At 68.7% G+C, this 23,124-nt stretch carries 18 protein-coding genes, 2 tRNA genes and 1 pseudogene; 13 read left to right on the top strand and 8 right to left on the bottom strand.

What is annotated here, in order from left to right; translation table 11 throughout:
- The first annotated feature begins 232 nt into the window (after positions 1–232).
- The 3 genes from ACFYQA_RS37580 (at position 233) to ACFYQA_RS37570 (ending at position 3,464) form a co-directional block, all read left to right on the top strand.
- Positions 233–820, top strand: coding sequence for a hypothetical protein (locus ACFYQA_RS37580; RefSeq protein WP_360036344.1), 588 nt, complete (start codon positions 233–235; stop codon positions 818–820).
- A 117-nt stretch (positions 821–937) separates the two neighbouring features.
- Complete coding sequence (locus ACFYQA_RS37575) at positions 938–2,290, top strand: Dyp-type peroxidase (protein ID WP_388927965.1); 1,353 nt, start codon at positions 938–940, stop codon at positions 2,288–2,290.
- A gap of 40 nt (positions 2,291–2,330) precedes the next feature.
- Positions 2,331–3,464, top strand: coding sequence for a catalase family protein (locus ACFYQA_RS37570; protein WP_388927962.1), 1,134 nt, complete (start codon positions 2,331–2,333; stop codon positions 3,462–3,464).
- A gap of 33 nt (positions 3,465–3,497) precedes the next feature.
- Here the strand turns inward: ACFYQA_RS37570 and ACFYQA_RS37565 are convergent.
- Positions 3,498–4,714, bottom strand: a protein-coding gene (locus tag ACFYQA_RS37565; RefSeq protein ID WP_388927974.1) for an IS3 family transposase whose coding sequence is annotated in 2 segments (ribosomal slippage) — positions 3,498–4,399 and positions 4,399–4,714 — 1,218 coding nt in all. Because the reading frame shifts where the segments join, the coding sequence is not laid out codon by codon here.
- 75 nt (positions 4,715–4,789) lie between these two features.
- Here ACFYQA_RS37565 and ACFYQA_RS37560 point away from each other — a divergent pair.
- The 3 genes and pseudogenes from ACFYQA_RS37560 to xerC form a co-directional block, all read left to right on the top strand.
- Positions 4,790–6,094 (top strand): annotated as a pseudogene (locus ACFYQA_RS37560) (replication initiator); the annotation flags it as partial.
- Positions 6,091–6,273, top strand: coding sequence for a helix-turn-helix domain-containing protein (locus ACFYQA_RS37555; RefSeq protein WP_388927959.1), 183 nt, complete (start codon positions 6,091–6,093; stop codon positions 6,271–6,273). The pseudogene ACFYQA_RS37560 and the gene ACFYQA_RS37555, both read left to right, overlap by 4 nt.
- Positions 6,273–7,556, top strand: a complete 1,284-nt coding sequence (gene xerC / locus ACFYQA_RS37550; protein WP_388927955.1) for a tyrosine recombinase XerC — start codon at positions 6,273–6,275, stop codon at positions 7,554–7,556. Before ACFYQA_RS37555 ends, xerC begins: the two co-directional genes overlap by 1 nt.
- A 102-nt stretch (positions 7,557–7,658) precedes the next feature.
- Here xerC and ACFYQA_RS37545 read toward each other — a convergent pair.
- Both ACFYQA_RS37545 and ACFYQA_RS37540 read right to left on the bottom strand, forming a co-directional pair.
- A tRNA-Arg gene (locus ACFYQA_RS37545) sits at positions 7,659–7,731 on the bottom strand.
- A gap of 190 nt (positions 7,732–7,921) precedes the next feature.
- Positions 7,922–8,012: transfer RNA gene (locus ACFYQA_RS37540), tRNA-Ser, on the bottom strand.
- A gap of 458 nt (positions 8,013–8,470) precedes the next feature.
- Between ACFYQA_RS37540 and ACFYQA_RS37535 the strand changes: the two genes are divergently transcribed.
- Complete coding sequence (locus tag ACFYQA_RS37535; RefSeq protein ID WP_388927952.1) at positions 8,471–13,204, top strand: PAS domain-containing protein; 4,734 nt, start codon at positions 8,471–8,473, stop codon at positions 13,202–13,204.
- Positions 13,205–13,348: 144 nt separating this feature from the next.
- On the opposite strand, the gene ACFYQA_RS37530 is transcribed toward ACFYQA_RS37535, so the two are convergent.
- The 3 genes from ACFYQA_RS37530 to ACFYQA_RS37520 all read right to left on the bottom strand — a co-directional run bounded on the left by ACFYQA_RS37530 (position 13,349) and on the right by ACFYQA_RS37520 (position 16,845).
- Positions 13,349–15,004, bottom strand: a complete 1,656-nt coding sequence (locus tag ACFYQA_RS37530) for a long-chain fatty acid--CoA ligase (RefSeq protein WP_388927971.1) — start codon at positions 15,002–15,004, stop codon at positions 13,349–13,351.
- A gap of 136 nt (positions 15,005–15,140) precedes the next feature.
- On the bottom strand, positions 15,141–15,701 hold the full coding sequence (locus ACFYQA_RS37525; RefSeq protein ID WP_388927949.1) for a SigE family RNA polymerase sigma factor: 561 nt from the start codon (positions 15,699–15,701) through the stop codon (positions 15,141–15,143).
- 820 nt (positions 15,702–16,521) lie between these two features.
- Complete coding sequence (locus ACFYQA_RS37520) at positions 16,522–16,845, bottom strand: hypothetical protein (protein ID WP_388927946.1); 324 nt, start codon at positions 16,843–16,845, stop codon at positions 16,522–16,524.
- Positions 16,846–17,205: 360 nt separating this feature from the next.
- On the opposite strand from ACFYQA_RS37520, the gene ACFYQA_RS37515 reads away from it, so the two are divergent.
- The 4 genes from ACFYQA_RS37515 (at position 17,206) to ACFYQA_RS37500 (ending at position 19,577) form a co-directional block, all read left to right on the top strand.
- Positions 17,206–18,087 carry a bifunctional DNA primase/polymerase gene (locus tag ACFYQA_RS37515; RefSeq protein WP_388927943.1) on the top strand — a complete coding sequence of 294 codons (882 nt, stop codon included), beginning with the start codon at positions 17,206–17,208 and terminating at the stop codon, positions 18,085–18,087.
- A 111-nt stretch (positions 18,088–18,198) separates the two neighbouring features.
- Entirely contained in the window at positions 18,199–18,630 is a 432-nt protein-coding gene (locus ACFYQA_RS37510; RefSeq protein WP_388927941.1) for a hypothetical protein, read from the top strand.
- A gap of 41 nt (positions 18,631–18,671) precedes the next feature.
- Positions 18,672–19,256, top strand: a complete 585-nt coding sequence (locus tag ACFYQA_RS37505) for a DinB family protein (protein WP_388927938.1) — start codon at positions 18,672–18,674, stop codon at positions 19,254–19,256.
- A gap of 120 nt (positions 19,257–19,376) precedes the next feature.
- Positions 19,377–19,577, top strand: a complete 201-nt coding sequence (locus ACFYQA_RS37500; RefSeq protein ID WP_388927936.1) for a hypothetical protein — start codon at positions 19,377–19,379, stop codon at positions 19,575–19,577.
- A gap of 2 nt (positions 19,578–19,579) precedes the next feature.
- On the opposite strand, the gene ACFYQA_RS37495 is transcribed toward ACFYQA_RS37500, so the two are convergent.
- Entirely contained in the window at positions 19,580–19,951 is a 372-nt protein-coding gene (locus ACFYQA_RS37495; protein ID WP_388927934.1) for a hypothetical protein, read from the bottom strand.
- A 1,075-nt stretch (positions 19,952–21,026) separates the two neighbouring features.
- Here ACFYQA_RS37495 and ACFYQA_RS37490 point away from each other — a divergent pair.
- Complete coding sequence (locus ACFYQA_RS37490) at positions 21,027–21,242, top strand: hypothetical protein (protein WP_388927932.1); 216 nt, start codon at positions 21,027–21,029, stop codon at positions 21,240–21,242.
- A 641-nt stretch (positions 21,243–21,883) separates the two neighbouring features.
- On the top strand, positions 21,884–22,075 hold the full coding sequence (locus ACFYQA_RS37485) for a hypothetical protein (RefSeq protein WP_388927930.1): 192 nt from the start codon (positions 21,884–21,886) through the stop codon (positions 22,073–22,075).
- 753 nt (positions 22,076–22,828) lie between these two features.
- Here ACFYQA_RS37485 and ACFYQA_RS37480 read toward each other — a convergent pair.
- Positions 22,829–23,119: a hypothetical protein gene (locus ACFYQA_RS37480; RefSeq protein ID WP_388927968.1), complete on the bottom strand. Its 291-nt coding sequence runs from the start codon at positions 23,117–23,119 to the stop codon at positions 22,829–22,831.
- Positions 23,120–23,124 lie beyond the last annotated feature (5 nt).

Below are 23,124 nucleotides of genomic sequence, written 5' to 3'. Positions count from 1 at the left end.
ATCGACACGTCATCCGTCAGCCGCCTCGCGGCCCCACCCTCAGCTCGCTCCACCCGAAGATCATCACATGTAGATCGTTAACTCATGGCCATTGGCCCAAGTGTCTCAACGCCCAGGCGCCGAGATGCGAGGCAGCTCAGCCGCAGAGAGGATTGAAGACGTGGGGGCGATGGCGCCTCATATCCGAGCGCTTGGTGACCTTCACATCGATCCACGGCAGGAGAGCCTCGCGATGACTGCGACAGGCGCAACCCAGCCGGCTCGCCCTGAGCACCCGGGCAGGACGGATGGGGTCTCTAACGAGTTCACCGTTTTCACCAAGATCAAGCAGGGCGAGGCCGATGCGTTGCGTGAGGATCTAGCCACGCTCGCCGATGCGGCGAATGACGCGAATGTCCATGCGGCGTTGCGCCAGATCGGCACTCTGCACGACGCACGGCACGTGATCTTCGACGACGAGACCCGGTTCATGTTCGCCAGCGTCTTCGACGGCTCCTGGGACACCTACATCGACGACTTCGCGAAGACCGTGGTCGGAGCCCGTTTCGACAAGGTCTTCTCGCACACCGAAGGGTTCCCCGGCGTCAAAGATCCAGGGGCGAAGGACTGGTTCCTCGCCCACCAGGCGCCCGCGGATGTCTTCGTCAGCGCCTATCCCGACCTGACCGTCCAGCAGATCTACAAGGACCAGCGCGTGGACGAGGCGTTCCAGGAGGTGCTGGACACCACCGAGTTCCGGGCGGCGCTCAAGAACCCGGCCAATGCGGAGATGGTTGCCACGCCTGCCTTCCAGAAGCTGCTGGAGGAAGCCTCGGCCTAGAACCGGACACTGCCACCCCGCAGAGCCGACCCGACCTCGGTGGGCCGCGTCGGCGGACGCGCACCAGTCACTGCAGGGCTGCCCACCGCAGAACCCGATGTGGAGGCACAAGCGATCATGAGCACCGCGGACAGCAGCAGCGCGGCCAGCGTGCGCGTGGAGATCGACGACGTCCAGAGCGGAGCCCTGCGTCCGCGCCCCGTACCCTATGTGGGAAAGTACATCTTCCTGCGTGTCGATGACCGCCACGCCGGGCGCGCCCTGCTGCGACGGCTGCTCCCGCTGACTTCGGGTGGCCTGCCCGATGCGGACCGCAACCAGGACGCCTGGGTCGCTGTGGCATTCACCTATCAGGGGCTGAAGGCCCTGGGGGTGCCCCAGGAGTCGCTGGACAGCTTTCCGCGGGCGTTTCGTGAGGGCATGGCTGCCCGGGCAGAGCTGATCGGCGACGTGGGCGAGAGCGCCCCGGCCCACTGGGAGGCACCGTTCGGCACGGGCGAGGTCCACATCGCGCTGAGCGCCCTCTCCTCCGATACGGAGCAACTGGACGAGGCGCTGAAGCAGGCCCGCATCGCCTACGAGGACACCCCCGGTATCCAGGTGATCTGGCAGCAGGACGTCCGCCAGCTCCCGACCGGGCGCACCACCTTCGGTTTCCGCGACGGCATCAGCCATCCGAACATCGAGGGTGTCGGACTGCCCGGCTCCAACCCGCAGGAAACCCCGATCAAGGCTGGCGAGTTCATCCTCGGCTACCCCGACGAAACCGAGAACCTGCCGCCCATGCCCAGCCCCGATGTGCTGGGCCGGAACGGCACCTACGCAGCCGTGCGCAAGGCCCACACCAACGTGGCGGCCTGGCGCAGGTACCTGCGCGCCAACAGCTCCAGCGCCGAGGAGGAGGCGCTCCTGGCGGCGAAGCTGGTCGGGCGATGGCCCAGCGGGGCACCACTGACGCTGTCACCGGAGCACGATGACCCGGAGCTTGCGGCCGACCCGCACCGCGTCAACAACTTCCTGTACCGGGAGAACGACGACCGAGGCTACCGGTGCCCCGCCGGTGCGCACATCCGGCGCGCCAACCCCCGCGATTCCACCATCATCGGCGACGCACGGATGCACCGCCTCATCCGCCGCGGCACCACCTACGGCCCGCCGCTACCGGAGGGTGTGCTGGAGGACGACGGCGCCGACCGTGGTCTGGTCGGAGTATTCCTCGGAGCCCATTTGGAACGGCAGTTTGAGTTCATCAAGGCCGAGTGGATGAACGACGGCAACTTCATCGGCTACCCCGGCGAGAAGGACGCGGTAGCCGGGCACCACGGCGGAACCGGCACCGTCACCATCCCGGAGAAGCCGGTCCGGCGTCGTCTGCAGAACCTGCCCAGCTTCGTGGTCACCCGGGGTGGTGAGTACTGCTTCGTGCCGGGGCTGCGTGCCTTGCGCTGGCTCGCGGAGTTGGAGGACTGAGGGCAGTTTCTACCACGGTCTTCGAGGAGGGTTCGACACCATGGCAGCACAGTTCGTCCGCTATACGCCTGACGTCGAAGCCGACGATCCGCACTTCGACCGCAACCTGCAAACGGTGATCGAAAAGACCGAGAGCTACATCGCCGACTCTGTCAAAGCCGGTGGAACTGGCCGGGCCCTGCGCGACGCCCATGCCAAGGGATACGGGCTGGTCCGAGGGGAAGTGAAGATCCTGGACGGGCTGCCCTCCGAGTACGCCCAGGGCATCTACGCGACTCCGGGAACCCACGACGCGCTCATCCGCTTCTCCAACGGCTCGCCTCACGCCGGAGCCGACGCGCGACTGGGCGCCGCCACCGGACTGGCACTGAAAATCTTCGACATCCCCGGCCCGACCCTGCTGGAAGACGAACCGGACACGGGCACCTTCGACTACGCCAACATCAACGGACCGATCTTCTTCTGCAACACAGTCGAGCACTACCTGTTCATCCAGGAACTGTTCCTGAACGCGCCGGCCTACTTCTCCCAGGGCCGACCCGGAGCACATCGATTCTTCACCGATTTCGTGACTGGAAAGGGAACGCTAAATCAGGACAACTGGGCGTGGGACGAGTTCCTGGCTTTCCTGCGCCTGTCAAAGACCCCTCCGGCAAACGTACTGCTGTCGAGCTACTGGACGATGGGCGCGGTCCGGCACGGAGACTACATCGCCAAGGTGCGCATAACCCCCGACCCGGACTTCGCCGCCGCGGTGGTCCGGCGCGACATCGATCCGACCTCGGCGGCAGAGGTCTTCCGACCGGCCCTGCAGGCCGAGCTGCAGGAGCGGCCCTACGCCTTCGACATCCAGGTCCAGCTCTGCACCGACCTGGAGCGCATGCCGGTGGAGGACACGACCGTGGAGTGGCCCGAGCAGCTCTCGCCGCCCGTCACCGTGGCGAAGCTGCGGCTGCCGCAGCAGGACATCTCGAGCCCGGAAAACCTGGAGAAGATGGACTCACTGTCCTTCACGCCCTGGCGGGTCACCGCCGAGCACGCACCCCTGGGCAACATCATGCGGGCCCGCAAGGAGGTCTACCGGCACTCCTCCATCGCGCGCCACAACCTCAACCAGCAGCCGCGCACAGAGCCGCGTAGCGCCGACGAAGTACTCGGACCAGTCGATCCTTGATGGGGCTTGACCCCGGATCGTGGACACCGTTTGCTATGCGGCAGTGGCCAGCGTAATCGATCGTTGTTCATAGGCGATCGGGCTGATCTGGCCGAGTGCGGAGTGTCTCCTTCTCGTGTTGTAGCGAGTGACCCACCGGAACACCGCAAGGCGGGCCTCACGCGCTCCTGACCAGCGTTTCCTTCTCTGCAGAGTCTCCCGTTTCAGGCTTGCGTTGAAGGATTCGGCGGCAGCGTTGTCCGCCGAGGTTCCGACCGCCCCGCGCGATCTGGTCACGCCGAGTTCACGACACACGTTCGCGAACTCCTTCGATGCGTACTGGGCGCCGTTGTCGCTGTGGAATATCGCCCCGTCAAGGGTTCCGCCGCGAGTACGGGCTGCGGACCTGAGCGCGTCGGTGACCAGCCCGGTGCGCATGTGGCCGGCAATCGACCAGCCCGCCAGCCGTTTCGAGCACAGGTCCAACACCTTGGCCAGGTAAAGGAATTGGCCGTCGCCGATGGGCAGGTAGGTGATGTCGCCGACGTACTTGGTGTTCGGCTCACTCGCGGTGAAGTCACGCCGCAGCAGATCGGGCACCGGCGTCGCGGACGGCTCGGGGACGGTGGTCCTGACCTTCTTGCGCAGGTGCACGCCCTGAAGGCCGATCCGGGCCATCACACGCGCGACCCGCTTGTGGTTCACCCCGATCCCGGCTTCCTGCAACTCGGCCGTGATCCGAGGGACGCCGTAGGTACCGTCGGACTCCTTGTGGGTCTCCCGTATCCGACGGGCCGGGCGGGCATCGGACCGCGCCCGCTCGATGCGGGCCGGGGCGCCCTTCAGCCACCGGTAGAACCCGGACCGGGAGACCTCCAGGACCCGGCACAGCCGCTTGACGCCGAAGGCGCCGCGATGATCATCAACGAACTGGAAACGGCTCACCAGTTGGTCTCGCCGGCGAAATACTTCGCGGCCCTCCGCAGGATCTCCCGCTCGGTCTCCAGCTCCCTGATCCGGGCCCTGAGCTGCTTGTTCTCTTCCTTCAGCACATCGTCGGAGGGTACATCGACGGCCTGCTCGACCCGCGGCAAGCGACTCGTGCCCGCCGCGCGGCCCTGCCGGGCCCGCTCGACCCGCACCCAGTTCCGCAGCGTTTCCCGGCTGACTCCGAGGTCCTTGCTGACGCCCTCGAACGTGTTCTTCGGGTCCGACAGGTACAGCGCGACAGCGTCCGCCTTGAACTCCGCTGAGTACACCTTCATCACCATCAGTGACATCTCTTCCTCTGGACCCTCAAGGTCCAGTGTCCAAGGTGTCCACGATCCGGGGCGAAGCGCCGTAAAGTCCGCTCCTACCGCTCCGAGGACGAACCCTCCGGACGCCTGCTGACCACCTGCGGCAACCGCCGCGCCACCCGCTGCCCCGCCTGCTCCCGCATCTACGCCGCCGACACCTACCACCTGATCAAGGCCGGACTGTCCGGCGGCAAGAACGTCGCCGACACCGTCCGCGACCACCCCCGCGCCTTCGTCACCCTCACCGCCCCCTCCTTCGGCCCCGTCCACAACCGCCCCACCACCAACGCGGGCAAGCCCCGCCCCTGCGCCTGCGGCGACACCCACACCGAAGACGCCCCGGAACTCGGCACCCCGCTGAACCCGGCAACGTACGACTACACCGGCGCCGTGCTCTGGAACGCCCACGCCGGACAGCTCTGGGCACGCTTCACCACCTACCTGCGCCGCGCCCTGGCCGAACACCTCGGCATGACACAGAAGGCGCTCAACTCCGCCCTGCGCATCTCCTTCGCCAAGGTCGCCGAGTACCAAAAGCGCGGCCTGGTCCACTTCCACGCCGTGATCCGCTTCGACGGACCCGACGGCCACACCACCCCGCCCCCGCCCTGGGCCACCTTCGACGCCCTGAGCGCCTCCGTGAGCCTGGCCGTCGAGCGTGCCCGACTCACCGTCGAGTCCGACGCCATCGGCGAACGCGTCATCACCTGGGGCCGCCGCTACAAGGTCGACCCGATCACCGCCCTGGGCGACGGCGAACTCACCGACGCCAGGGTCGCCGAGTACACAGACGCCAAGGTCGCCGGATACATCGCCAAGTACGCCACCAAGAACGCCGAGGGCGCCGGCACCGTGGACCGCACCCTGATATGTCGCCCCTGCGGCGGACGCGGCTACGTACGCGGCCCCGCCCAACTCCACGCCCGGTGCACCGACTGCCACGGCACTGGACAGGCCGAACCCATCAAGGCCCTGCCCGTCCAGCAGCACGTACGACAGATGATCCGCACCGCCTGGGCCCTCGGTCACCTGCCGGAGTTCGCCGACCTCAAGCTCTGGAAGTGGGCCCACATGCTCGGCTTCCGCGGCCACTTCTCCAGTAAATCCCGCGCCTACTCCACCACCCTCGGCGCACTCCGTGACGTACGCCGCGCCTGGCGCCTCGCCCAGGCCGAAGCCGCACGTGTCCGCGCCGGCCGTTCCACCACCGACGAGATCACCCTCGTCACCTCCGCCTCGTGGACCTACCTCGCCAGCGGCTACCGCCCCGGCGAAGAACTCCTCGCCGCCCAGGTCCGCCACGACATCGCCCACACCCAGCGCCTCAAGCAGGAAGGAGTGGTGCCCGTATGAAGAAGGCCGTGCTCACCGTGGACCAGGTCGCCGAGCACCTCGGCATCAGCCGCTGGAAGGTCCACGACCTGATCCGCTCGCGCGAACTCGCCTCCTTCAAGATCGGCCGCTGCCGCCGCATCAGTGAAGCCGCCTTGGACACCTACGTATCCCTCCGCACCGAACAGGAAGCTGCCTGATGGCCACGCCGAAGAAGAACGCCAACAACGAGGGCACCCTCTACCAGCGCAAGGACGGCCGTTGGGAGGGCAGTGCATACGTACTGACGACGGACGGCACGTACAAACGGCGCAGCGTCTATGGCAAGTCCTGGGACGAGGCGCACGAGAAGTTGACCAAGCTCAAGGCCGACTCCCTCAACGGCCTCCCGGTCGCCACCAGCAAGATGACGATCGCCGAGTACCTGACGTACTGGCTGGTGAACGTCGCCAAGGGCAAGGTCCGCAGAACGACATACGTCAACTACGAATCGCTTGTCCGCAACTACGTCACGTCCGAGTTCGGCAGGAAGAAGTTGGCCCGGCTCACCGCCCGCGACATCCGGGCCTTCCTCGCCAAGACAGCGGCCACCTGCCAGTGCTGCGCGCAGGGCAAGGACAGGAAGCGGCCCGAGTACAAGCGGCGCTGCTGCGCCCTCGGCACGTGCTGCAAGAAGCTTCCCTCTGATCGGACCGTGCGCTTCCTGCTGGTGATCCTGCGGGCCGCCCTCCAGCACGCCGTACGTGAGGACGAGCTGCCCCGCAACGTGGCCCGGAACGTGGAGCTGAGCATGGGAACGAAGCGCGAGATCGAACCGCTCACGGCCAAGGAGGGGCGTCAGCTTCTGACGGCAGCCCGGGACAACCGGCTGTGGGCCGTGTACGAACTGGCGGTTCGCATCGGCCTGCGCCGGGGTGAGGTGCTGGGGCTGCGCTGGTCGGACGTGGATCTTCACGAAGGCGTCCTCACCGTCCGGCAGGCCCTCCAGCGGGTCGGCGGCGAGCTACTGATCGTCGCGCCGAAGACGCAGCGCTCGGCCCGTCGCGTCGCCCTGCCGGCCGAGTGCGTGACCGCGCTCCGTGCCCAGCGCGCGCAGCAGATCGCCGACAAGAAGGCCGCGGGTGCCAACTGGAAGGGCACGGGACAGGGCCTCGTCTTCACCACGAAGAACGGAACGCCTATCGAGCCGCGCAACCTGAACCGGTCCTTCGAGACCTTGTGTCTCCGCGCCGGGGTCCGCAAGATCCGTTTTCACGATCTGCGCCACACCTGTGCCTCGCTCCTGCACGAACAGGGCGCCGACGCCCGCATGATCATGGAAGCCCTCGGCCACAGCTCGATTCGCGTGACCATGGATATCTACACCTTCGTCCGGCTCGACTCCCAGCGCTCCGCCTTCGACCGCGTCGGGGATGCGCTGAAGGGTGACGGCAACGGGCAGGAAGATGATGACGGCACGGCCGGTGTACCGGTAGCCGTCTGATCGGCTCCCCACCCGTCATCCGAGGCGGTTGCCGTCAGACACTGCCGTCAAAGCAAAAGCCAGAGGCCCTGTGGATCACTCCACAGGGCCTCTGGTCTGCTGTGCACTCGGCAGGATTCGAACCTGCAACCTTCTGATCCGTAGTCAGATGCTCTATCCGTTAAGCTACGAGTGCTTGCTCTTCAGTTTTCTCGCCGCTCCCGGCCCTCTGCGGGCTCGCTCGCGGCGACAGGAAGAACATTACATGACCGCCGCCGCCATGTGAAATCCGTTTGCCCCGCCCCTTGCGACCTGCGGAAACGACGGCAGAGGGCCGGGTATGCGACGAAGCCCCGGCCGGGTGGGCCGGGGCTTCGTCATCGGTGCGGAGGCGGAGGGATTTGAACCCTCGATGGGCTTTAAGGCCCAAACCGCATTAGCAGTGCGGCGCCATAGACCGGACTAGGCGACGCCTCCGTGCACAACCTTCCGCGCGCGAGCGCGGTTCAAAGTGGTGCGTGCCGATGATGACACAGCCGTGCGTGGTGTCACCAATCGCCCCCTACGGTACTAGGCACGATGGCCACAGAGCAAAGCCCTTCCGCCGGCGCGTGGCGGGCCGTCGCCTCACCACAAGAACGTACGGACGCGCGACACAAGGACGTACAGATGTTCGACTGAGGCGGTGGGGCGGACCGAGCGGGGCAGGGACCGGCGTGGAGGTCCCGCAACGGTCCGGGCCGTGGTGGGGCGGGCCACGGCCGGTGCCGACCGGCGGGGGCGTCACAGCACCGTTACGTTACGTGCGACCTCGGTCTCATCCGGCGTCGCGAGCGCAACCCCAGCCCTTAGACTCCCTTCGGTGACACGTTGAGGGCCGGTTGGCAAGATGGCCCGACCGGTCGGCACGTCGCGGAACAGGAAGGAAGCGTCTCGTGAGCAGCAGGCCATCCCGAGGCACTGCTCGCCTCGCAGCCATACTGGACGCGCTTCCCGACGCCTTGTTGCTGGTCAACGCCAACGGGACGGTCGTCAACGCCAACACCATCGCCCTCGAGGCCTTCGAGACCCCGGGCACCGCTCTGGTGGGGCGCGGGCTGCTCGACCTGCTGCCGGAGTTCGACTCCAAACTCATCCCCGGCTCCATGCGCCGGCCCGACCACATCGACCCTCGGGCCCGCACCAAGCCGACGCGGATGGTCGCCCGGCGGACCGACGGGACCGAGTTCCCGGTCGAGGTCACCAGTGCGAATCTGGAGACCGGTCAGCAGGCCTACGACACCGACAGCTACGGCTACACCGGCGACGAACTGCTGATGCTCGTCGTACGCGATCTGTCCGGCACCGTGGACACCGAGGCCGAACTGGCGCGTTCGCAACGGCAGACCGAGATGATCCTTCGGGCCGCCTCGGAAGGTGTCGTCGGGACGGACACCGACGGGCGGATCGTCCTGGTCAACCCGGCCGCCGCCCAGATACTGGGCTACCGGGCCAGCGACCTCGGCGGGCGGGAGCTGCACACCCTCGTCCTCCACTCGCGCGCCGACGGCTCCCCCTTCCCCTACGACGAGTCCCCGCTCGCCGACACCCTGCGCTCCGGGCGCAAGCACCGGGTGCGCGGTCAGGTGCTGTACTCCAAGAGCAACGACAAGGTGTCGGTCGACCTGACGACCGCGCCCGTGCGCGACGGCGACCAGCTCGTCGGCGCCGTCATGACCTTCACCGACCGGCGTCCCTACGACACGCTCGTCAAGGAGAAGGAAGAGGCCGAACGGCAGCACGCCGAGGAACTGGAGCGGATCACCGGGGAGCACGCCTCCGAGTTCACCGCCCTGCGCCAGGAGCAGGTCCGCGAGCTGGAGGAACTGCTCGAGGCACACACCGAGGAACTCGCCGCTAACGAGGAGCGGTACGCCGCGCTCGGCGAGCGGGAGAAGGACCGCTTCGAGGCCCTCGCCGGCCGGCACGAGCAGCTGCTGACCCTGCTCGGGCAGTCGCTGAGGGGCCCGCTGGAGGAACTGCGCCGCGACCTGGCCGCGCTGGCCGCCGACGACGCCGGGCAGCTGTGGCCCGAGGCCAACCAGGTGCTCCATCATCTGTCGGCCGGTTACTCCCGGATCACCACCCTCATCGACAACGTCCTCGGCTTCCAGCGGCTCGACGCCGGGACGGGCGGCATCACTCGTACGAAGGTGATGCTCGACGCCGTCGTCGCCGCCGGTGTCGACGGGGCCGTGGAACTCATCGGGCCGGGCCGGGTTCAGTTCGCCGTGCATGCACCGCCCATCGAGGCCGAGGTCGACTCGCGGCTGCTCGCCACCGCTCTCGCCCATCTCGTCGCGGATGTCGCGGGCGTCGACGCCACCGGCAGCACTCCCGTGTCGGCGGGCGGTTACCTGGACAACACGGTCGTGGTCGCGGCGGCACAGCGCGGCGAGGTCGTACGGATCGAGGTCCGCGGGCCGTACAGCGGCGGCGATCCGGTGCACGAGCCGATCGTGCGCGGGATCGTACGGGCGCACGGAGGTGTGCTGCAGACGCACGAGGTGCCGGGAATGAGCGGCAGCGCGTTCGTCCTCGAGGTGCCCATCGGGGCCGGTGCGGGTGCCGTCGCCGCAGTTCAGGCGGCTGCCCAGCTCGCGTTGCCGGCCGGAGTGCCGACGGTCGAGGCACCGGTGCCGGGAGCGGTGTCGGCCGAGGAGGCTGCCACTGCCGCGGGTGGTCAGCAGGGTTTTGGTGGCGGACGACGGAGGGCCCGGCGGTCCTCGGTGGACGCCTTCCTGGAGAGCGAGGTGCCGGGGCCGGACGACGGTTCCGGAGCCGGTACGGAGAGCGTGGCGCCCACCGGACGGCGCAGGCGCCGGGCGGCCGCGGCAGCCGCGGAGCCCGCGCAGATTCCGGCTCAGGCGTCCGGTGAGGACGCGGTGGCGGTGTCGTCCGGTGGGACCGGACGGCGGCGCGGCCGGTCGGCCGAGGGCGCGGAGGCGGCTGTCCCTGCCGGCCCGGGTGCGGTCGCCGGTCCGATCGGTTCGGTCGGTTCGGTCGGTGCGATCGGCTCCGGTGGCGGAGTGTCCGAGGGGGCCGTTGTCACAGCCGCCGAGTACGCGGCGGGGTCCGCCGCCTCGAACACCGGGCTGGGCGGGACCGTACCGCCGCAGGGTGTACCCGTCCCGGCAGGGGGACAGCGTGCCCGGCAGGTTTCCGGTGAGCAGCACGCCCTGCCGCCCGCGCTGCCCGCGGTGGGCAGCGGGGACGGAACAGCCGGTGCCTCTCAGGGACAGGGCCGGGATCAGGCTTCGGAACAACAGGGCCAGACGCAGGAGCAGGAGCAGCAGGGGCAGGAGCAGCAGGCTCAGGCGGCCGGGCGGCGCCGGCGTGCGCTGGCGGCGGCCACCGAGCGGGCGGCGGCGCAGGAGGCCGCGCCCCGTACGGTGTTCGCCCTGCCGCCCGCAGAGGCGGACCAGGGAGAACAGGCCGGGGCCGCCGGGGCCGTCGGTGCGGCCGGGCAGGGCCAGGCACAGGGCTCGGCGCCCGTGGTGATGCCCGGACCGGCCGCTGCCGGTGACGCGCTGATCGGCGGGGGGCGCCATGACGCCGTCCCACACGATCAGTCCGACGATCACACTCCTCCGCAGCCGCACCCCACCAGCGCCCCCACAGGCCGCCGCCGACGGGCCGCCGCCCAGCCGGCCGAGCAGGGCACGGTCCCTTCGTCGGCGCAGGCCGCTCAGGCACATGCCCAGGCACAGGTCCAGGTCCAGGCCCCGGGGGGTGCGGCCGGAGGTGCCGCTCAGCCCGTTCCCGTACCAGTGGCGCCCGTGCAGGGGGCCACCCCGGAGGGCGCCCCCGTACCGCCGCAGGCAGCGGCCCTTCCGTCGGCCGTTCCGCCGCAGGGCGTGGCCTGGCAGGGACAGCCGCCTCAGGCACAGGTTCCGGCAGCGGCCCCGGCGACGGCACCCCACGATCGGCTCCAGCCGGCCTCCGCCGGACAGCCGTTGCCCCAGCCGGCGGTGCTGCCGCCCGTTGCCCAGGCACAGGCACAGGCACAGGCGCAGCCCGTCGCTCCGGTCGCGGAACAGCCCGCTTCCGTGGCCCAGCCGCTGCCTGCCGAGGCCGTGCCCGGTCAGGGGACTACGCTCCAGGGCACTCCGTCCGCGCAGCCGCCGTGGCCCGCCGCCGGTGACGCCGCCGGCGCCAAAACTCCCGTAACGCCACAGGGCGCTCCCGTCCCGCCGAACGGCATGCCGATGCCGACGCCCGCCCCGGCCACCCCACTGCCTCCCGAGAATGCGGCGGCACCCGCGCAACGAGCCGCTCAGCCGCTCCCCGTCGAGACATCGGCTCCGGTGGCTCCGGTGGCTCCGGTGGACCCGGTGGACCCGAACTCGACCCAGGGGCGTGCGTTCAGTGTGCGCACACTGGGGCAGGGTGTGCCGTTCACCCGGCAGGCCGCTCAGGTCCAGCAGCCGCTTCCGTTGGCCACGCCTCCCCCGCACCAGCCGGGCGGATCGGGCCGCCGCCGCAAGCTCGGCACTCCCCCCGACCCGGCCGCCGGCCAAGAGCAGAGCGCACATCCGCACGCGACAACCGGGCCCGCCCTCACCCAGCGGCAGGCCCAGGCAGCAATCCAGGCCCCTGCCCGCGCCCAGGCGCCCGCACGGCCCCGGACGCCGGCACAGTCACCACCGCTCCAGCAGTCCCAACAACCCCAGCCGCAAACCTCGTCGCAGCCCCAGGCACAACCGCAGCATCCGATCGCCGGTCAGCCGGGGCAGCCGAGTCAGCCCGGGCAGTCGCGGCTCGCGCCGACGACCGAGGGCACGGGGCGCTCGTACGCCATAGGGGCGCCGGACGCGGACGCGGCCGAGGGACCCGAGCCGCTGGACGGTCCGGGCGGGGCCGTCGAGGTGGCGGATCCTCCGCGTCCGCAGCCGATGGACGACGAACTGCCGCCGGAGCCCTTGGACAACCCGCGCCGCCTGCTGGTGTGGCCCGCGCCGGACGTCGCCACGCAGCAGGCGCTGAGCGACCGCGGATACCGGCCGGTGATCGTGCACTCGCGCGAGGAGGTCGACGCCCAGATCGCGGCGTTCCCCGCCGCGCTGTTCGTGGACCCGCTGACCGGGCCGATCACTCGTACGGCGCTCCAGTCGCTGCGGACGGCAGCGGTGGCCGCCGAGGTGCCGGTGCTCGTCACCGCCGGGCTGGGGCAGGCATCGCGCGATGCCGCCTACGGCGCGGATCCCGCCGTCCTGCTGAAGGCCCTCGCGCCGCGGGACAGTGAGCAGCATCCGCCGCGGGTGCTGCTGATCGAGGAGCACGCGGAGATCGCGCTCGCGCTGACCGGAACGCTGGAGCGGCGGGGGATGCAGGTCGCGCGGGCCGCCGGCGACGCGGACGCCGTGACACTCGCGGGGCAGTTCCGGCCGAACCTGGTGGTGATGGACCTGATGCAGGTGCGCCGTCAGCAGGCCGGGATCGTGGACTGGCTGCGGGCGAACGGACAACTCACCCGTACCCCGCTCGTCGTCTACACCGCCGCCGTCGACCAGGGGGACCTGCCGCGGCTGGCCTCCGGCGAGACGGTCCTGTTCCTCGCTGAGCGCTCCACGAGCGACGAGGTGCAGGAAAGAATCGTCGACCTGCTGGCCCGCATCGGCACCAACTGAGCCGCACCGCACCCGTACCAAGAGAACCGCGCCTCCGGGCGCACGACGGGGCCCCGCGTACGCCGGCCTGGAGACCGGCGTACGCGGGGCGTGTCACAGCGCTTCACAGCGCTTCACAGCTCGGCGGAGGGCATCGGAGCGGGTCTAGAGCTGAGTGATGTCCAGCGTGCCCTCGGCGTACTGCCTACGCAGCACCTTCTTGTCGAACTTGCCGACGCTCGTCTTCGGCACCGACTCGATCACCGTCCAGCGCTCGGGCAGCTGCCACTTGGCGATCCTGCCCTCGTCGGCGAGAAAGTCACGCAGGGTGACGAAGTCGGCGGTCGAGCCCTCCTTGAGGACGACCGTGGCCAGCGGGCGCTCGCCCCACTTGTCGTCCGGGACCGCGACGACGGCGGCCTCGGCGACGTCCGGGTGGGACATCAGGACGTTCTCCAGCTCGACGGAGGAGATCCACTCGCCGCCGGACTTGATGACGTCCTTGGCCCGGTCGGTGAGGGTGAGGAAGCCGTCGGAGGAGATCGTGCCGACGTCGCCGGTCTTCAGCCAGCCGTCCTCACTGAACTTGTCGGCGGGGCGCAGGGGTTCGGCGTCGGTGCCGTTGTAGTAGGCGCCGGCGATCCAGGGGCCGCGCACCTCCAGCTCGCCCGCGGACTCGCCGTCCCAGGGGAGCCTTTCGCCGCCGGGGCCGGTGAGCCGGGCCTCGACACCGGCCGGGAAACGGCCCTGGGTCAGGCGGTAGGCGAACTCCTCGTCGGTGCCCACAGCGTGGGCCGGCGGGCGCGCGATGGTGCCGAGGGGGGAGGTCTCCGTCATGCCCCAGGCGTGGCAGACCCGCATGCCGAGTGCGTCGAACGCCTCCATGAGGGAGGGCGGACAGGCCGAGCCGCCGATGGTGACCTGGGTGAGGGAGGAGACGTCGCGCGGCTTGGCCAGCAGTTCAGCCAGCAGTCCCTGCCAGATGGTGGGGACGGCGGCGGCGTGGGACGGACGCTCGCTCTCGATCATCTCGGCGAGCGGCACGGGCTGCAGGAAGCGGTCCGGCATCAGCATGTTGACGCCGGTCATGAAGGTGGCGTGCGGCAGACCCCAGGCGTTGACGTGGAACTGGGGGACCACGACCAGCGAGGTGTCCTCGTCGGTCAGGCCCATCGACTGGGACATGTTGACCTGCATCGAGTGCAGGTAGATCGAACGGTGGCTGTAGACCACGCCCTTGGGGTCCCCGGTCGTGCCCGAGGTGTAGCACATGGCGGCCGCGGCACGCTCGTCCAGCTCGGGCCAGTCGTAGGCGGTCGGCTTCCCGGCGATCAGGTCCTCGTACTCGTGCACCCGCACCTGCGCCTGCGCCGCGGCATCCGCCAGCGCGGAGCGGTCCCCCGCACCGGACACGACGACATGCTCGAGCGACTTCAGGTGCGGCAGCAGGGGGGCGAGCAACGGAATCAGCGAACCGTTGACCAGGACCACCCGGTCGGCGGCGTGGCCGACGATCCACACGAGTTGCTCGGGCGGGAGACGGAGGTTCAGGGTATGGAGCACCGCGCCCATGGAGGGGATCGCGAAGTACGCCTCGACATGTTCGGCGTTGTTCCACATGAGGGTCGCCACGCGCTCGTCGCCGGACACCCCGAGGTCCTCGCGCAGCGCGTGGGCCAGCTGCGCCGCGCGGGCGCCGATCTCCGCGTAGGAACGGCGGTGCGGCTCGCCGTCACCGGTCCAGGTGGTCACCTGCGACGTGCCGTGGATCATCGATCCATGGGTCAGGATCCTCGAGATCAGCAGCGGTACGTCCTGCATCGTGCTCAGCACGGCGTCCTCCCGGGCGACATTGCCTACGCGGCGGTAACGGATGTGCTGATTCTGCGCACATACCGCGCGGTATGTCACTAGAGGAACGGATGATCGATCACGTATCGCGAAACGATATTTCGTATCAGGATCGAACAAGTTCCAGCTCGGCGTCGTCCCGCAGCTTGCCGAGCGCCCGCGACACGGCCGATTTCACCGTGCCCACCGATACGCCGAGCACCTCGGCCGTCTGGACCTCGCTGAGGTCCTCGTAGTACCGCAGGACGACCATGGCGCGCTGTCGCGCGGGCAGCCGCATGATCGCCCGCCACATCGCGTCGCGCAGCGCCTGCTGCTCGGCCGGGTCGTCGGCGGCGGACGCCGGAGCCGGCTCGGGCAGCTCCTCGCAGGCGAACTCGTCCACCTTGCGCTTGCGCCACTGCGACGTCCGGGTGTTCAGCAGCGCCCGGCGCACATAGCCGTCGAGCGCGCGATGGTCCTCGATACGCTCCCAGGCGACATACGTCTTGGCGAGCGCGGTCTGCAGCAGGTCCTCCGCGTCGCTCGGGTTCCCGGTCAGGGACCGGGCGGTACGCAGGAGCACCGGCTGGCGGGCCCTCATGTACGACGAGAACGACGGGTACGGGAGGGTCTGCTTCACTGGAGCAGCGGCGTTCGAAGCGCTGGCGCAGACGGGTGTGGTCATGGCTCAACGCTATGAGCGGGGCACGCTCGGCAAATCGGCCACAAGTCCCGAAGCCACGTCCCTCTCAGGTTGTAGGGGTAGCGCCTGCTCCACCTCCTGAGGGTGGAGGAGCGGTGGAGAGCCACTGCGGGTTCGCCCCTGGGGGAAACACACCCGCACCCCGGGACCTCACCCGTTCCTGGCGCCACACCGACACCCTCCCACCCTCACCGGTCCACCATGAGGATCAGCCCCCAGGCCGGCACCCTGCGCCCACCACCCTTGCCGCCTATCGCCCTTGCCGCTCTGCCGGTCCTGCCACCCCTCGGGCCGGTTCTCGCCATGCGGGCGGCCGGCGAGGCCGCCCATCGTCCACATCTGGAGCACGGTGGGCGACGCGATCGCCCCCGGCCTCGCGTACACCGGGTTGGTGGTGCCCATGGCCTCACACCAGCGCCGGATCACCGACTCGTTGACAGGATCCCGGACTTCGCCGCCCACCGTGGCCGCCCGTCCCTCGTACCACCTCAACCGCACCTCGACGAGCACATCGGCCACCCCGAATCCTCCCTCACCTCCGGCTCCCCTCTTACGCAGCCCCTCGCCGTACAGCACCGCCTCTCCTTACGCCCCCACAAGATCGCCTGGCCGGCCATCACATCCCACCTTCTGTCGAAGCCGTTCCCCCGCAGACGCACGCACACGGCTCGGCCTCCCCCTGGCCAACAAGCACGGCCCCGCGAGGCGTGTGCCCGGCGGCACCGAAGCGCCGACGCGCACACGCCTCACACCCCACGAGGCACACCCACACCGTCAGGGGGCCGCCGACCCCCTCATCTCGCTACCACAGCGGGGAGAAGCTGATCGCCACGTTGTCGTTGCCCTGATTGACGGCCGTGAACGCGGAGCCATTGACCTGGGCGGTGTTGCTCTGGTTCGAGGCGCCGGAACCGACGGCCTGCTGCTGCGTGGTGGACGAGGTGCCGAAGTTGTCTCCGCCGACGCCACTGCCGAGCACGCCCGCCGTGGCACTCGCAGCCGTGGCACTCGAACCGTTGTCCGCGAAAGCGCCGTTGTCCGCTGCCGCGACGCCGGTGAAGAGGGCTGCCGCCAGCGGAAGGGCGGAGACGGCGGCGATAACGCGGGCGGTACGGATGCTTGCCATGTTGTGTTTCCTCCAGAACCAAGGACGCACCGGTTAATGACCGCGTGTGCCCGATCTACGGCTGTCACCAGGGAAGTTGGCCGACCGCCCCGGGCTGTTACTCGACGTCGCAAGTTCAGGATTGCCCACCGAATCCCTGCGAACCACTCCTGAAGCCATCATTCGCACGCAAGCGTGAGGGCAAGTCGATAAACCCCTCCTCGCCTCCCAATCCATCCCCTCCCTCCAGCAAGGGGCCCTCCATGCCAAGGCCCACAACAGGTGAAGCGTTCCGGCACATTTATCGCCAACCACCCGAACCCCGGCGTGTCGCCCCACCTCCCCCTTCCCTTATTCGAACGTAGGTACGAATATAGAGGCATGGCCACCACCGACCGGCAGGCCAGGACGCTGGCCCTCGCACACGCCCTGTCAGCCGCCGAGCGCGGACTGGCCGTCATTCCGCTGTCCCGGACGAAACTCCCCGCACTGCGTTCCCCGCACCGCGACGAAACCGGCCCCGGCCCCGGCGCCATTACGCGCTGCCGCGGCGAGTGCGGCCGCTTCGGGCACGGTGTCCACGACGCCTCCACCGACCCCGCCCGCATCCGCGCACTGTTCGCCGCCGCCCCCCGTGTCACCGGTTACGGCATCGCCTGCGGCCTGCCCCCACACCACCTCATCGGTGTCGACCTGGACACGAAGAGCAGGAGCGACCCCTCCGCCGCCCTGCGCGAACTGGCCCTGCGCCATCTGTTCACGATCCCCGCCACGGTGGTCGTCCTCACCCCCAGCGGCGGCCGTCACCTGTGGCTCAGCGGCCCGCCGGACGTCGTCGTTCCCAACTCCGCGAGCCGGCTCGCCCCCGGCATCGACATCCGGGGCGCCGGCGGCTACCTGGTCGGCCCCGGCTCCCGTACGGACCACGGCACGTACACCGCCGCCCCGGGTACCGCACACCTCGCCCCCGCCGCGTGCCCGCACGCCCTCCTGCGGCTTCTGCTGCCGCCGCCCCATGCCCACCACCCCACGCTCCCGTCGGCCGGCGGTCACGGGCAGGGGCTGGTCCAGTTCGTCCTCGCGGCGCACGAGGGCCAGCGCAACACCCGCCTGTTCTGGGCGGCCTGTCGCGCCTACGAGGACGGAATCGGCTCCGCCCTGGTGGGCCCTCTGCTGGAAGCGGCCCTCAACACCGGCCTGTCCGAACGTGAGGCCCGCGCGACGATCGCCTCGGCAGCCCGCATGACAGGCCATCACCCCTGACGACACCACACAGCCCGCCCCACCCCCTCTCCTCTCCGTCCCTCCCCCAGTCCTTCTCCGCCCGACGAAAACCGAAAGCCCCGGATGCACCACCGCCCTAGAGTGCCGACCATGTCACTCACGCGCGTCGTCCTCGCCTCCGGCCGCTCGGTCGACCTCTCCGAGCTGCGGATGTCGTCGACATACGGCGGCATGCTCGAGGGCTACCCGTGCAAGCCCCTCAACGACCGGAAGATCACCTCGGCGCTGCGGTCCGCCGAAGACGCCTTCCCCGGAACCCCGGTCCACCTGGTTCCGCCCCCGCGCGAACGCCCCGACCAGTACGCCGGCGCCTTCGGCCCCGTGGAGGTCATGCCCTCCGTGACCTGCCTGGGCCACTTCCGCTCCGAGGCACTCGACCCGGCCCACGACCGCGCCCTGTACCGCTCCCGCCTCACCGTCGTCTGGTTCCAGCCGGCCGCGCACGTTCCGTCGGGCCACGACACGGAGCCCGTACTGCGGGAGGTGTCCTGGGAACAACTCGCCCAGGACATCGAGATCTGACCATCCGTACCGCACGCATGGCGGAAGGCCAAGGATCCCCAATGAGCACCCCCGACCCGAGCACCCCGGACCCCAGCACCCTCGACCTCACCGCTTCCGGTCCCTCGCCCGTCTCCCGGACACAACTCCTGCGCTGGCAATTCGACCTGACCTGGTCGCTGTTCGAGTACCACCTGGAGCGGCTGGAACCGGACGATTTCCTGTGGGAACCCGCCCCTCACTGCTGGACGCTGCACCGTTCCGCCGACGGAACGTGGGAACCGGACTGGGCCGAGACCGAGCCCGTCCCCGTCCCCGTCCCCACCATCGCCTGGGTCAGCTGGCACATCGGCTGGTGGTGGAGCGTGACCCTGGACCACATGTGCAGGCGACAGCCCCGGGAACGGACCGACGTCACCTGGCCCGGCGAGGGAGCGCCGACCGTCCGGTGGCTGCGCGGCCTGCGAACGGAGTGGCAGGCGGTTCTGGACAACCTCACCGACACCGACCTGGACGCCACGGCCCCGTTCCCCTGGCCGGGCGACCCGGCGTACACGGTGACCCACACGGTCGCCTGGGTGAACACCGAACTCCTGAAGAACGCAACGGAAATCGGCCAGCTCCGCCTGCTACGAGCGGCCTCCTGACCACAGAGGGCCCCCACCCTCCGGTCGGAAGCGGAGTGCCGACGAAACCCTTTGGAGCTCCCCTTTTCCCAGCACGCCGCCTGACACAACCCGTGACCAATCATCACTCACCGTAATAAAATGAAGATGATGCGTCACATCGCCATCGTTCTTACCGGTCTTGTCACCGCGGGATTCTTCGCCATGGGCACCGCGGCCGCTGCACCCACGGACTCGGGGCCCCAGGAGGCCCCGCAGGAAAAGGCCGCCCTCGGCTCCCCGGGTGACCTTCTCAGCGGACTCCTCGGCGGCGTCAAGCAGACCCTGGGCCAAGGCCTCTGACGTCACCTCGACAACGGCTCCACGACCGCATCGAAATACTGCCATCCCTCCAACTCGACCATCTGCTCGGACGTGGAAAGGTCCCAGACCGGCGCAGCAGCGTCCAGAAGGCGCCGGACGGTTCCCGGCTCGTAGAGATTGAGCCAACTCCGGTCCGGAAGACGCACCAGGGTTCCGGACTCGAAATAGGAGTTCGAGACGACCCGATCCGAGTCCGGGCGAAAGATCAGAGCCAGCCGGTGCCTCTTGTCCTCCCGGTAGAGGGAAAGCGTCAGGCTGCAGTCCTCGGAGGCGGGCTCGACCCTCTGCCGGACCGCCCAGTACCAGGTGGTGTCGCCCACCACCAAACGCCGGAGCCTTCGGTTGCTCTTCACCTCGACACCATAAACACCCGCCCCGGTACGAACATGAGCATGCGTGCCGGAACCCGGCCCCGGCTCGAGGAAGCCGACCCTCCCTCGAGCCCGCTTCACGTGAAGCGGGAAACCACGGGGAGACTCGGTGATCGGCGGTCAGCGCACAGCACAACGGCCCCTGACCGTATGACCTGGTCAGGGGCCGTTCTCACTGCTCAGCAAGCGGAGGCGGTGGGATTTGAACCCACGGTGACATCGCTGCCACGACGGTTTTCAAGACCTTTCGTCGATCACGGCCATTGGCCGCTGCGCCGACCGCGTACCCGTGCACAGGCTCTAGATCATCCGCGCAGCCGACGGTACCTTTGTCACCATGACTTACGACCGAAGGGGCAATGCCGCGTAGGCGCCCATCTGCCGTACGGCAGGATCTCCCGGTACGCCCTCCCAGGCACTACTTCCGTCATCCGTATCCTCCCATCAACAGGCTGTCCGGATCGTGTCAAGCCCACATTCGGAGGCTCGAACGCACGCGCTTCTGGCCAGGCGACACGGCTGAAGCCTCCTGGCACTGGGCAGCATTGGCTCACGGCCCATTGAAGAGGATCATCAATCCTCTCGCTCCGACCGCGTGCAGGGAACCTGGGTGCTGTGGCAATCCCAGTTACTTTCGCGATCACCTCGAAAAGATCATGCATGCCCTCCCCAAGAAGTCTGCGCGAGAGCTGCGCGAGCTTGTGTGGCATCTCGATTCCAAGATTCTCCGACGAGCCAAGGTCATCCGCTCTCATTCCCTCGACGTCCCGTGGTGGCGAGATCAGTTCTAGACGCCCCTCGGGCCGTCCCGGGGCCGTCGAAGGGTGCTCAACGACGACCAACGCTGACAACCGCCGACAGCTAAGTCGCAGATCGCAGCGTTGATCGATTGCATGGCCACAGGTCAGAGACCCGCCCCGGCACTTCTTCGGCTACTGATCGCGCTCGAGGGAGCTTGACTCGACCATTGAGTCTCCACCGACATCACGGAAAGGCACAGGTCGTGGCAGAGAAACGGCACTTGGCAATGAGCGCGGTCACTTGCCACGATCCAGCCGTGATCAACCTTTCGAAGATCGCGAGGCTGGCGGACGTCCTCCTCGATGTGGTGGGCGTGGCGGTCGGTTCACTGCTGCTAGTGATCGGCATCGAGACCTGCCGCGACGGTGGATCCATGGGCTGGCCCATCGCCGGATCAGTGCTGTTCTTGATCAACCTCTGGGTAGCCTGCCGCCGATTCACCCGGCGCAGGAAGCCGGCTCCGTCGTCGTAGCCGCACACAGGCAGTCACCCGTGCCCCTTGCGTGCCCGATGGGAGAGCAAGCAGCGGGGACCAACGGGGAACGTCGTCGATCCTCCCGAGAACACCCAGGTCGCCGTTCTGCCAGGTCAGGCTAGATCCGCATACGCGATCTTGCAGGCTGGGGCATCGGGGCGGCAGGCGGGTCTTTCGCGGTCATCGCGGACCACCGGGCCGACCCGGACCCGCCACGCTCGAAGCGGCAAACGGTTGACAGCCCGCCCAAGATGCGATCGCTCAAGAGGCGACTAGCGTATGTAAGTGGGAGCCGGAACCCGGCAGTATGCCCCTTCCGGCGGATCCTTGAAGACCGCGGCCTCCGCGCATTCGTGAAACCCCCGCACTGCGGGACTACGGAGCCGGGCAGGGAAGCTCTTCCCACATGACACGTGGCGAATTCAAGATCACGCCGCGCATCTTCATTATGGCCGCGGCCGGCAATCGCGCGTCCGACGACGTGCAAGTCGATCAAAGGGAAGGTATAGATCATGCAGGCGCAGCGTCTGAAGCACCTCTTTGCGGTTTCCGCAGCTGGCGTTCTCGTGGCCGGTGGTGCCGCGATCGGTGCGGCGGGGACCGCAGCTGCCGCCGCTCCGACTCACGCCCAGACCTCCGTGAGCTCCTACGGTGACCACGGAGGCGGCGGCTACGGCGGCGACGGAGGCTACGGCGGCTACGGCGGCTACGGCGGCGGCTACGGAGACCACGGTGGCTACGGCGGCTACGGAGACCACGGCGGCTACGGCGGCTACGGCGGCTACGGCGGCTACGGCGGCTACGGCGGCTACGGCGGCTACGGAGATTAGCTGAGCACCTTCGGAGCGCGGTGTGTGGCCGTTGTGCGGCTCTCTAGTCGGAGTACGCGCACACACCGCGCCCTCTCTGGTGGTCGACCGGTGCTGTACAGCAGTGAAGTACAGCAACCACCGCGACTGCAGCCGACCAACATCGCCTGCCAGCGAACGTCTGATCAGCCGGGCAGACCTCAGCGACCGTCCCGCCCGTAGTTCGCATCGAGGGGCGCACCGAGACACCCCCGCTCGGGCCGTCCCTGGGCCGTCCGAAGGCGGCCGACGACGACAGATGACGACAGCCGACGACGGCTCTTCCCCTGCTCAGAGACGGTGCTTCGGGTACCGGCGCAGGTGCCCATCGGTGAAGCAGAGTTGAGCAACTTCAGGGGTTCCCCGTGCCAGCTCCAGCGGGGGGCCATGGGGAACGGCAGTGGCGGCGGGTGACTGCCCCTTGATCCGCCCATGTGGACAGTTCGCAGGTCAGAGCAGCAGTTGCCCCACCTCGTTCCTAGAGCGGTGATCGTCGGCCGCTGATCTGTGCTGTACAGCAGGGATGTACAGCAACCGCAGCAACCGACCCCGACCGACAGCTTCCTCGTAGGGTCGTAGACCGACCGGTATGGCCTCCAACGACCGGTCCACATAGAGCTACGGATCAGAAGGTGAAGCCCTGGGCACCGGGGATGCGTCGAGGAGCATAGACACCGATAAGAGGGGTGGCTCCGAAGGCTTTCCTCCTGAGCTGCCCCTCCTTCAGAAGCGGTGCTATTCAGGTGTTGTCAGGCGGTGACCGCGGCTGGTCGCTACGCGGAGCGTGTCCCTCAGGGCTCCGGTCAGGTCCGTCACCAGGAGTCGCAGATCGTCCGGCTGCGTATCGGTGTCGGCGAGCATGTCCAAGGCCCGGTCCAGAAGTTCGGTTGCCATGCCGAGTTGTACCGATTCGAGGTTGTCGGCCAGGCGGGACATGTAGCTGTCGCTGTCATCGGTGCTGAGGAAGCAGGGCTTGCCGTCGGGTCCCGTCCATGGGAGGAGCCTCAGCTCGTCTGACGTCGTCATCGTTT

This window comes from Streptomyces sp. NPDC005774, from assembly GCF_042871645.1.
GTDB classification, from domain to species: domain Bacteria; phylum Actinomycetota; class Actinomycetes; order Streptomycetales; family Streptomycetaceae; genus Streptomyces; species Streptomyces pratens.
The sequence above is the reverse complement of the archived record's forward strand: the minus strand, read 5'-3'. Positions and strand labels throughout refer to the sequence as shown.

Excerpts from the sequence above, each read along its gene's own strand:
- ACFYQA_RS37525 (WP_388927949.1), bottom strand. The coding sequence starts at position 15,701 with ATGACCACACCCGTCTGCGCCAGCGCTTCGAACGCCGCTGCTCCAGTG.
- ACFYQA_RS37505 (WP_388927938.1), top strand. The coding sequence starts at position 18,672 with ATGAGCACCCCCGACCCGAGCACCCCGGACCCCAGCACCCTCGACCTC.
- ACFYQA_RS37580 (WP_360036344.1), top strand. The coding sequence starts at position 233 with ATGACTGCGACAGGCGCAACCCAGCCGGCTCGCCCTGAGCACCCGGGC.
- ACFYQA_RS37520 (WP_388927946.1), bottom strand. The coding sequence starts at position 16,845 with ATGGCAAGCATCCGTACCGCCCGCGTTATCGCCGCCGTCTCCGCCCTT.
- ACFYQA_RS37515 (WP_388927943.1), top strand. The coding sequence starts at position 17,206 with ATGGCCACCACCGACCGGCAGGCCAGGACGCTGGCCCTCGCACACGCC.
- ACFYQA_RS37555 (WP_388927959.1), top strand. The coding sequence starts at position 6,091 with ATGAAGAAGGCCGTGCTCACCGTGGACCAGGTCGCCGAGCACCTCGGC.
- xerC (WP_388927955.1), top strand. The coding sequence starts at position 6,273 with ATGGCCACGCCGAAGAAGAACGCCAACAACGAGGGCACCCTCTACCAG.
- ACFYQA_RS37530 (WP_388927971.1), bottom strand. The coding sequence starts at position 15,004 with ATGCAGGACGTACCGCTGCTGATCTCGAGGATCCTGACCCATGGATCG.
- ACFYQA_RS37500 (WP_388927936.1), top strand. The coding sequence starts at position 19,377 with ATGAAGATGATGCGTCACATCGCCATCGTTCTTACCGGTCTTGTCACC.
- ACFYQA_RS37570 (WP_388927962.1), top strand. The coding sequence starts at position 2,331 with ATGGCAGCACAGTTCGTCCGCTATACGCCTGACGTCGAAGCCGACGAT.
- ACFYQA_RS37575 (WP_388927965.1), top strand. The coding sequence starts at position 938 with ATGAGCACCGCGGACAGCAGCAGCGCGGCCAGCGTGCGCGTGGAGATC.
- ACFYQA_RS37480 (WP_388927968.1), bottom strand. The coding sequence starts at position 23,119 with ATGACGACGTCAGACGAGCTGAGGCTCCTCCCATGGACGGGACCCGAC.
- ACFYQA_RS37510 (WP_388927941.1), top strand. The coding sequence starts at position 18,199 with ATGTCACTCACGCGCGTCGTCCTCGCCTCCGGCCGCTCGGTCGACCTC.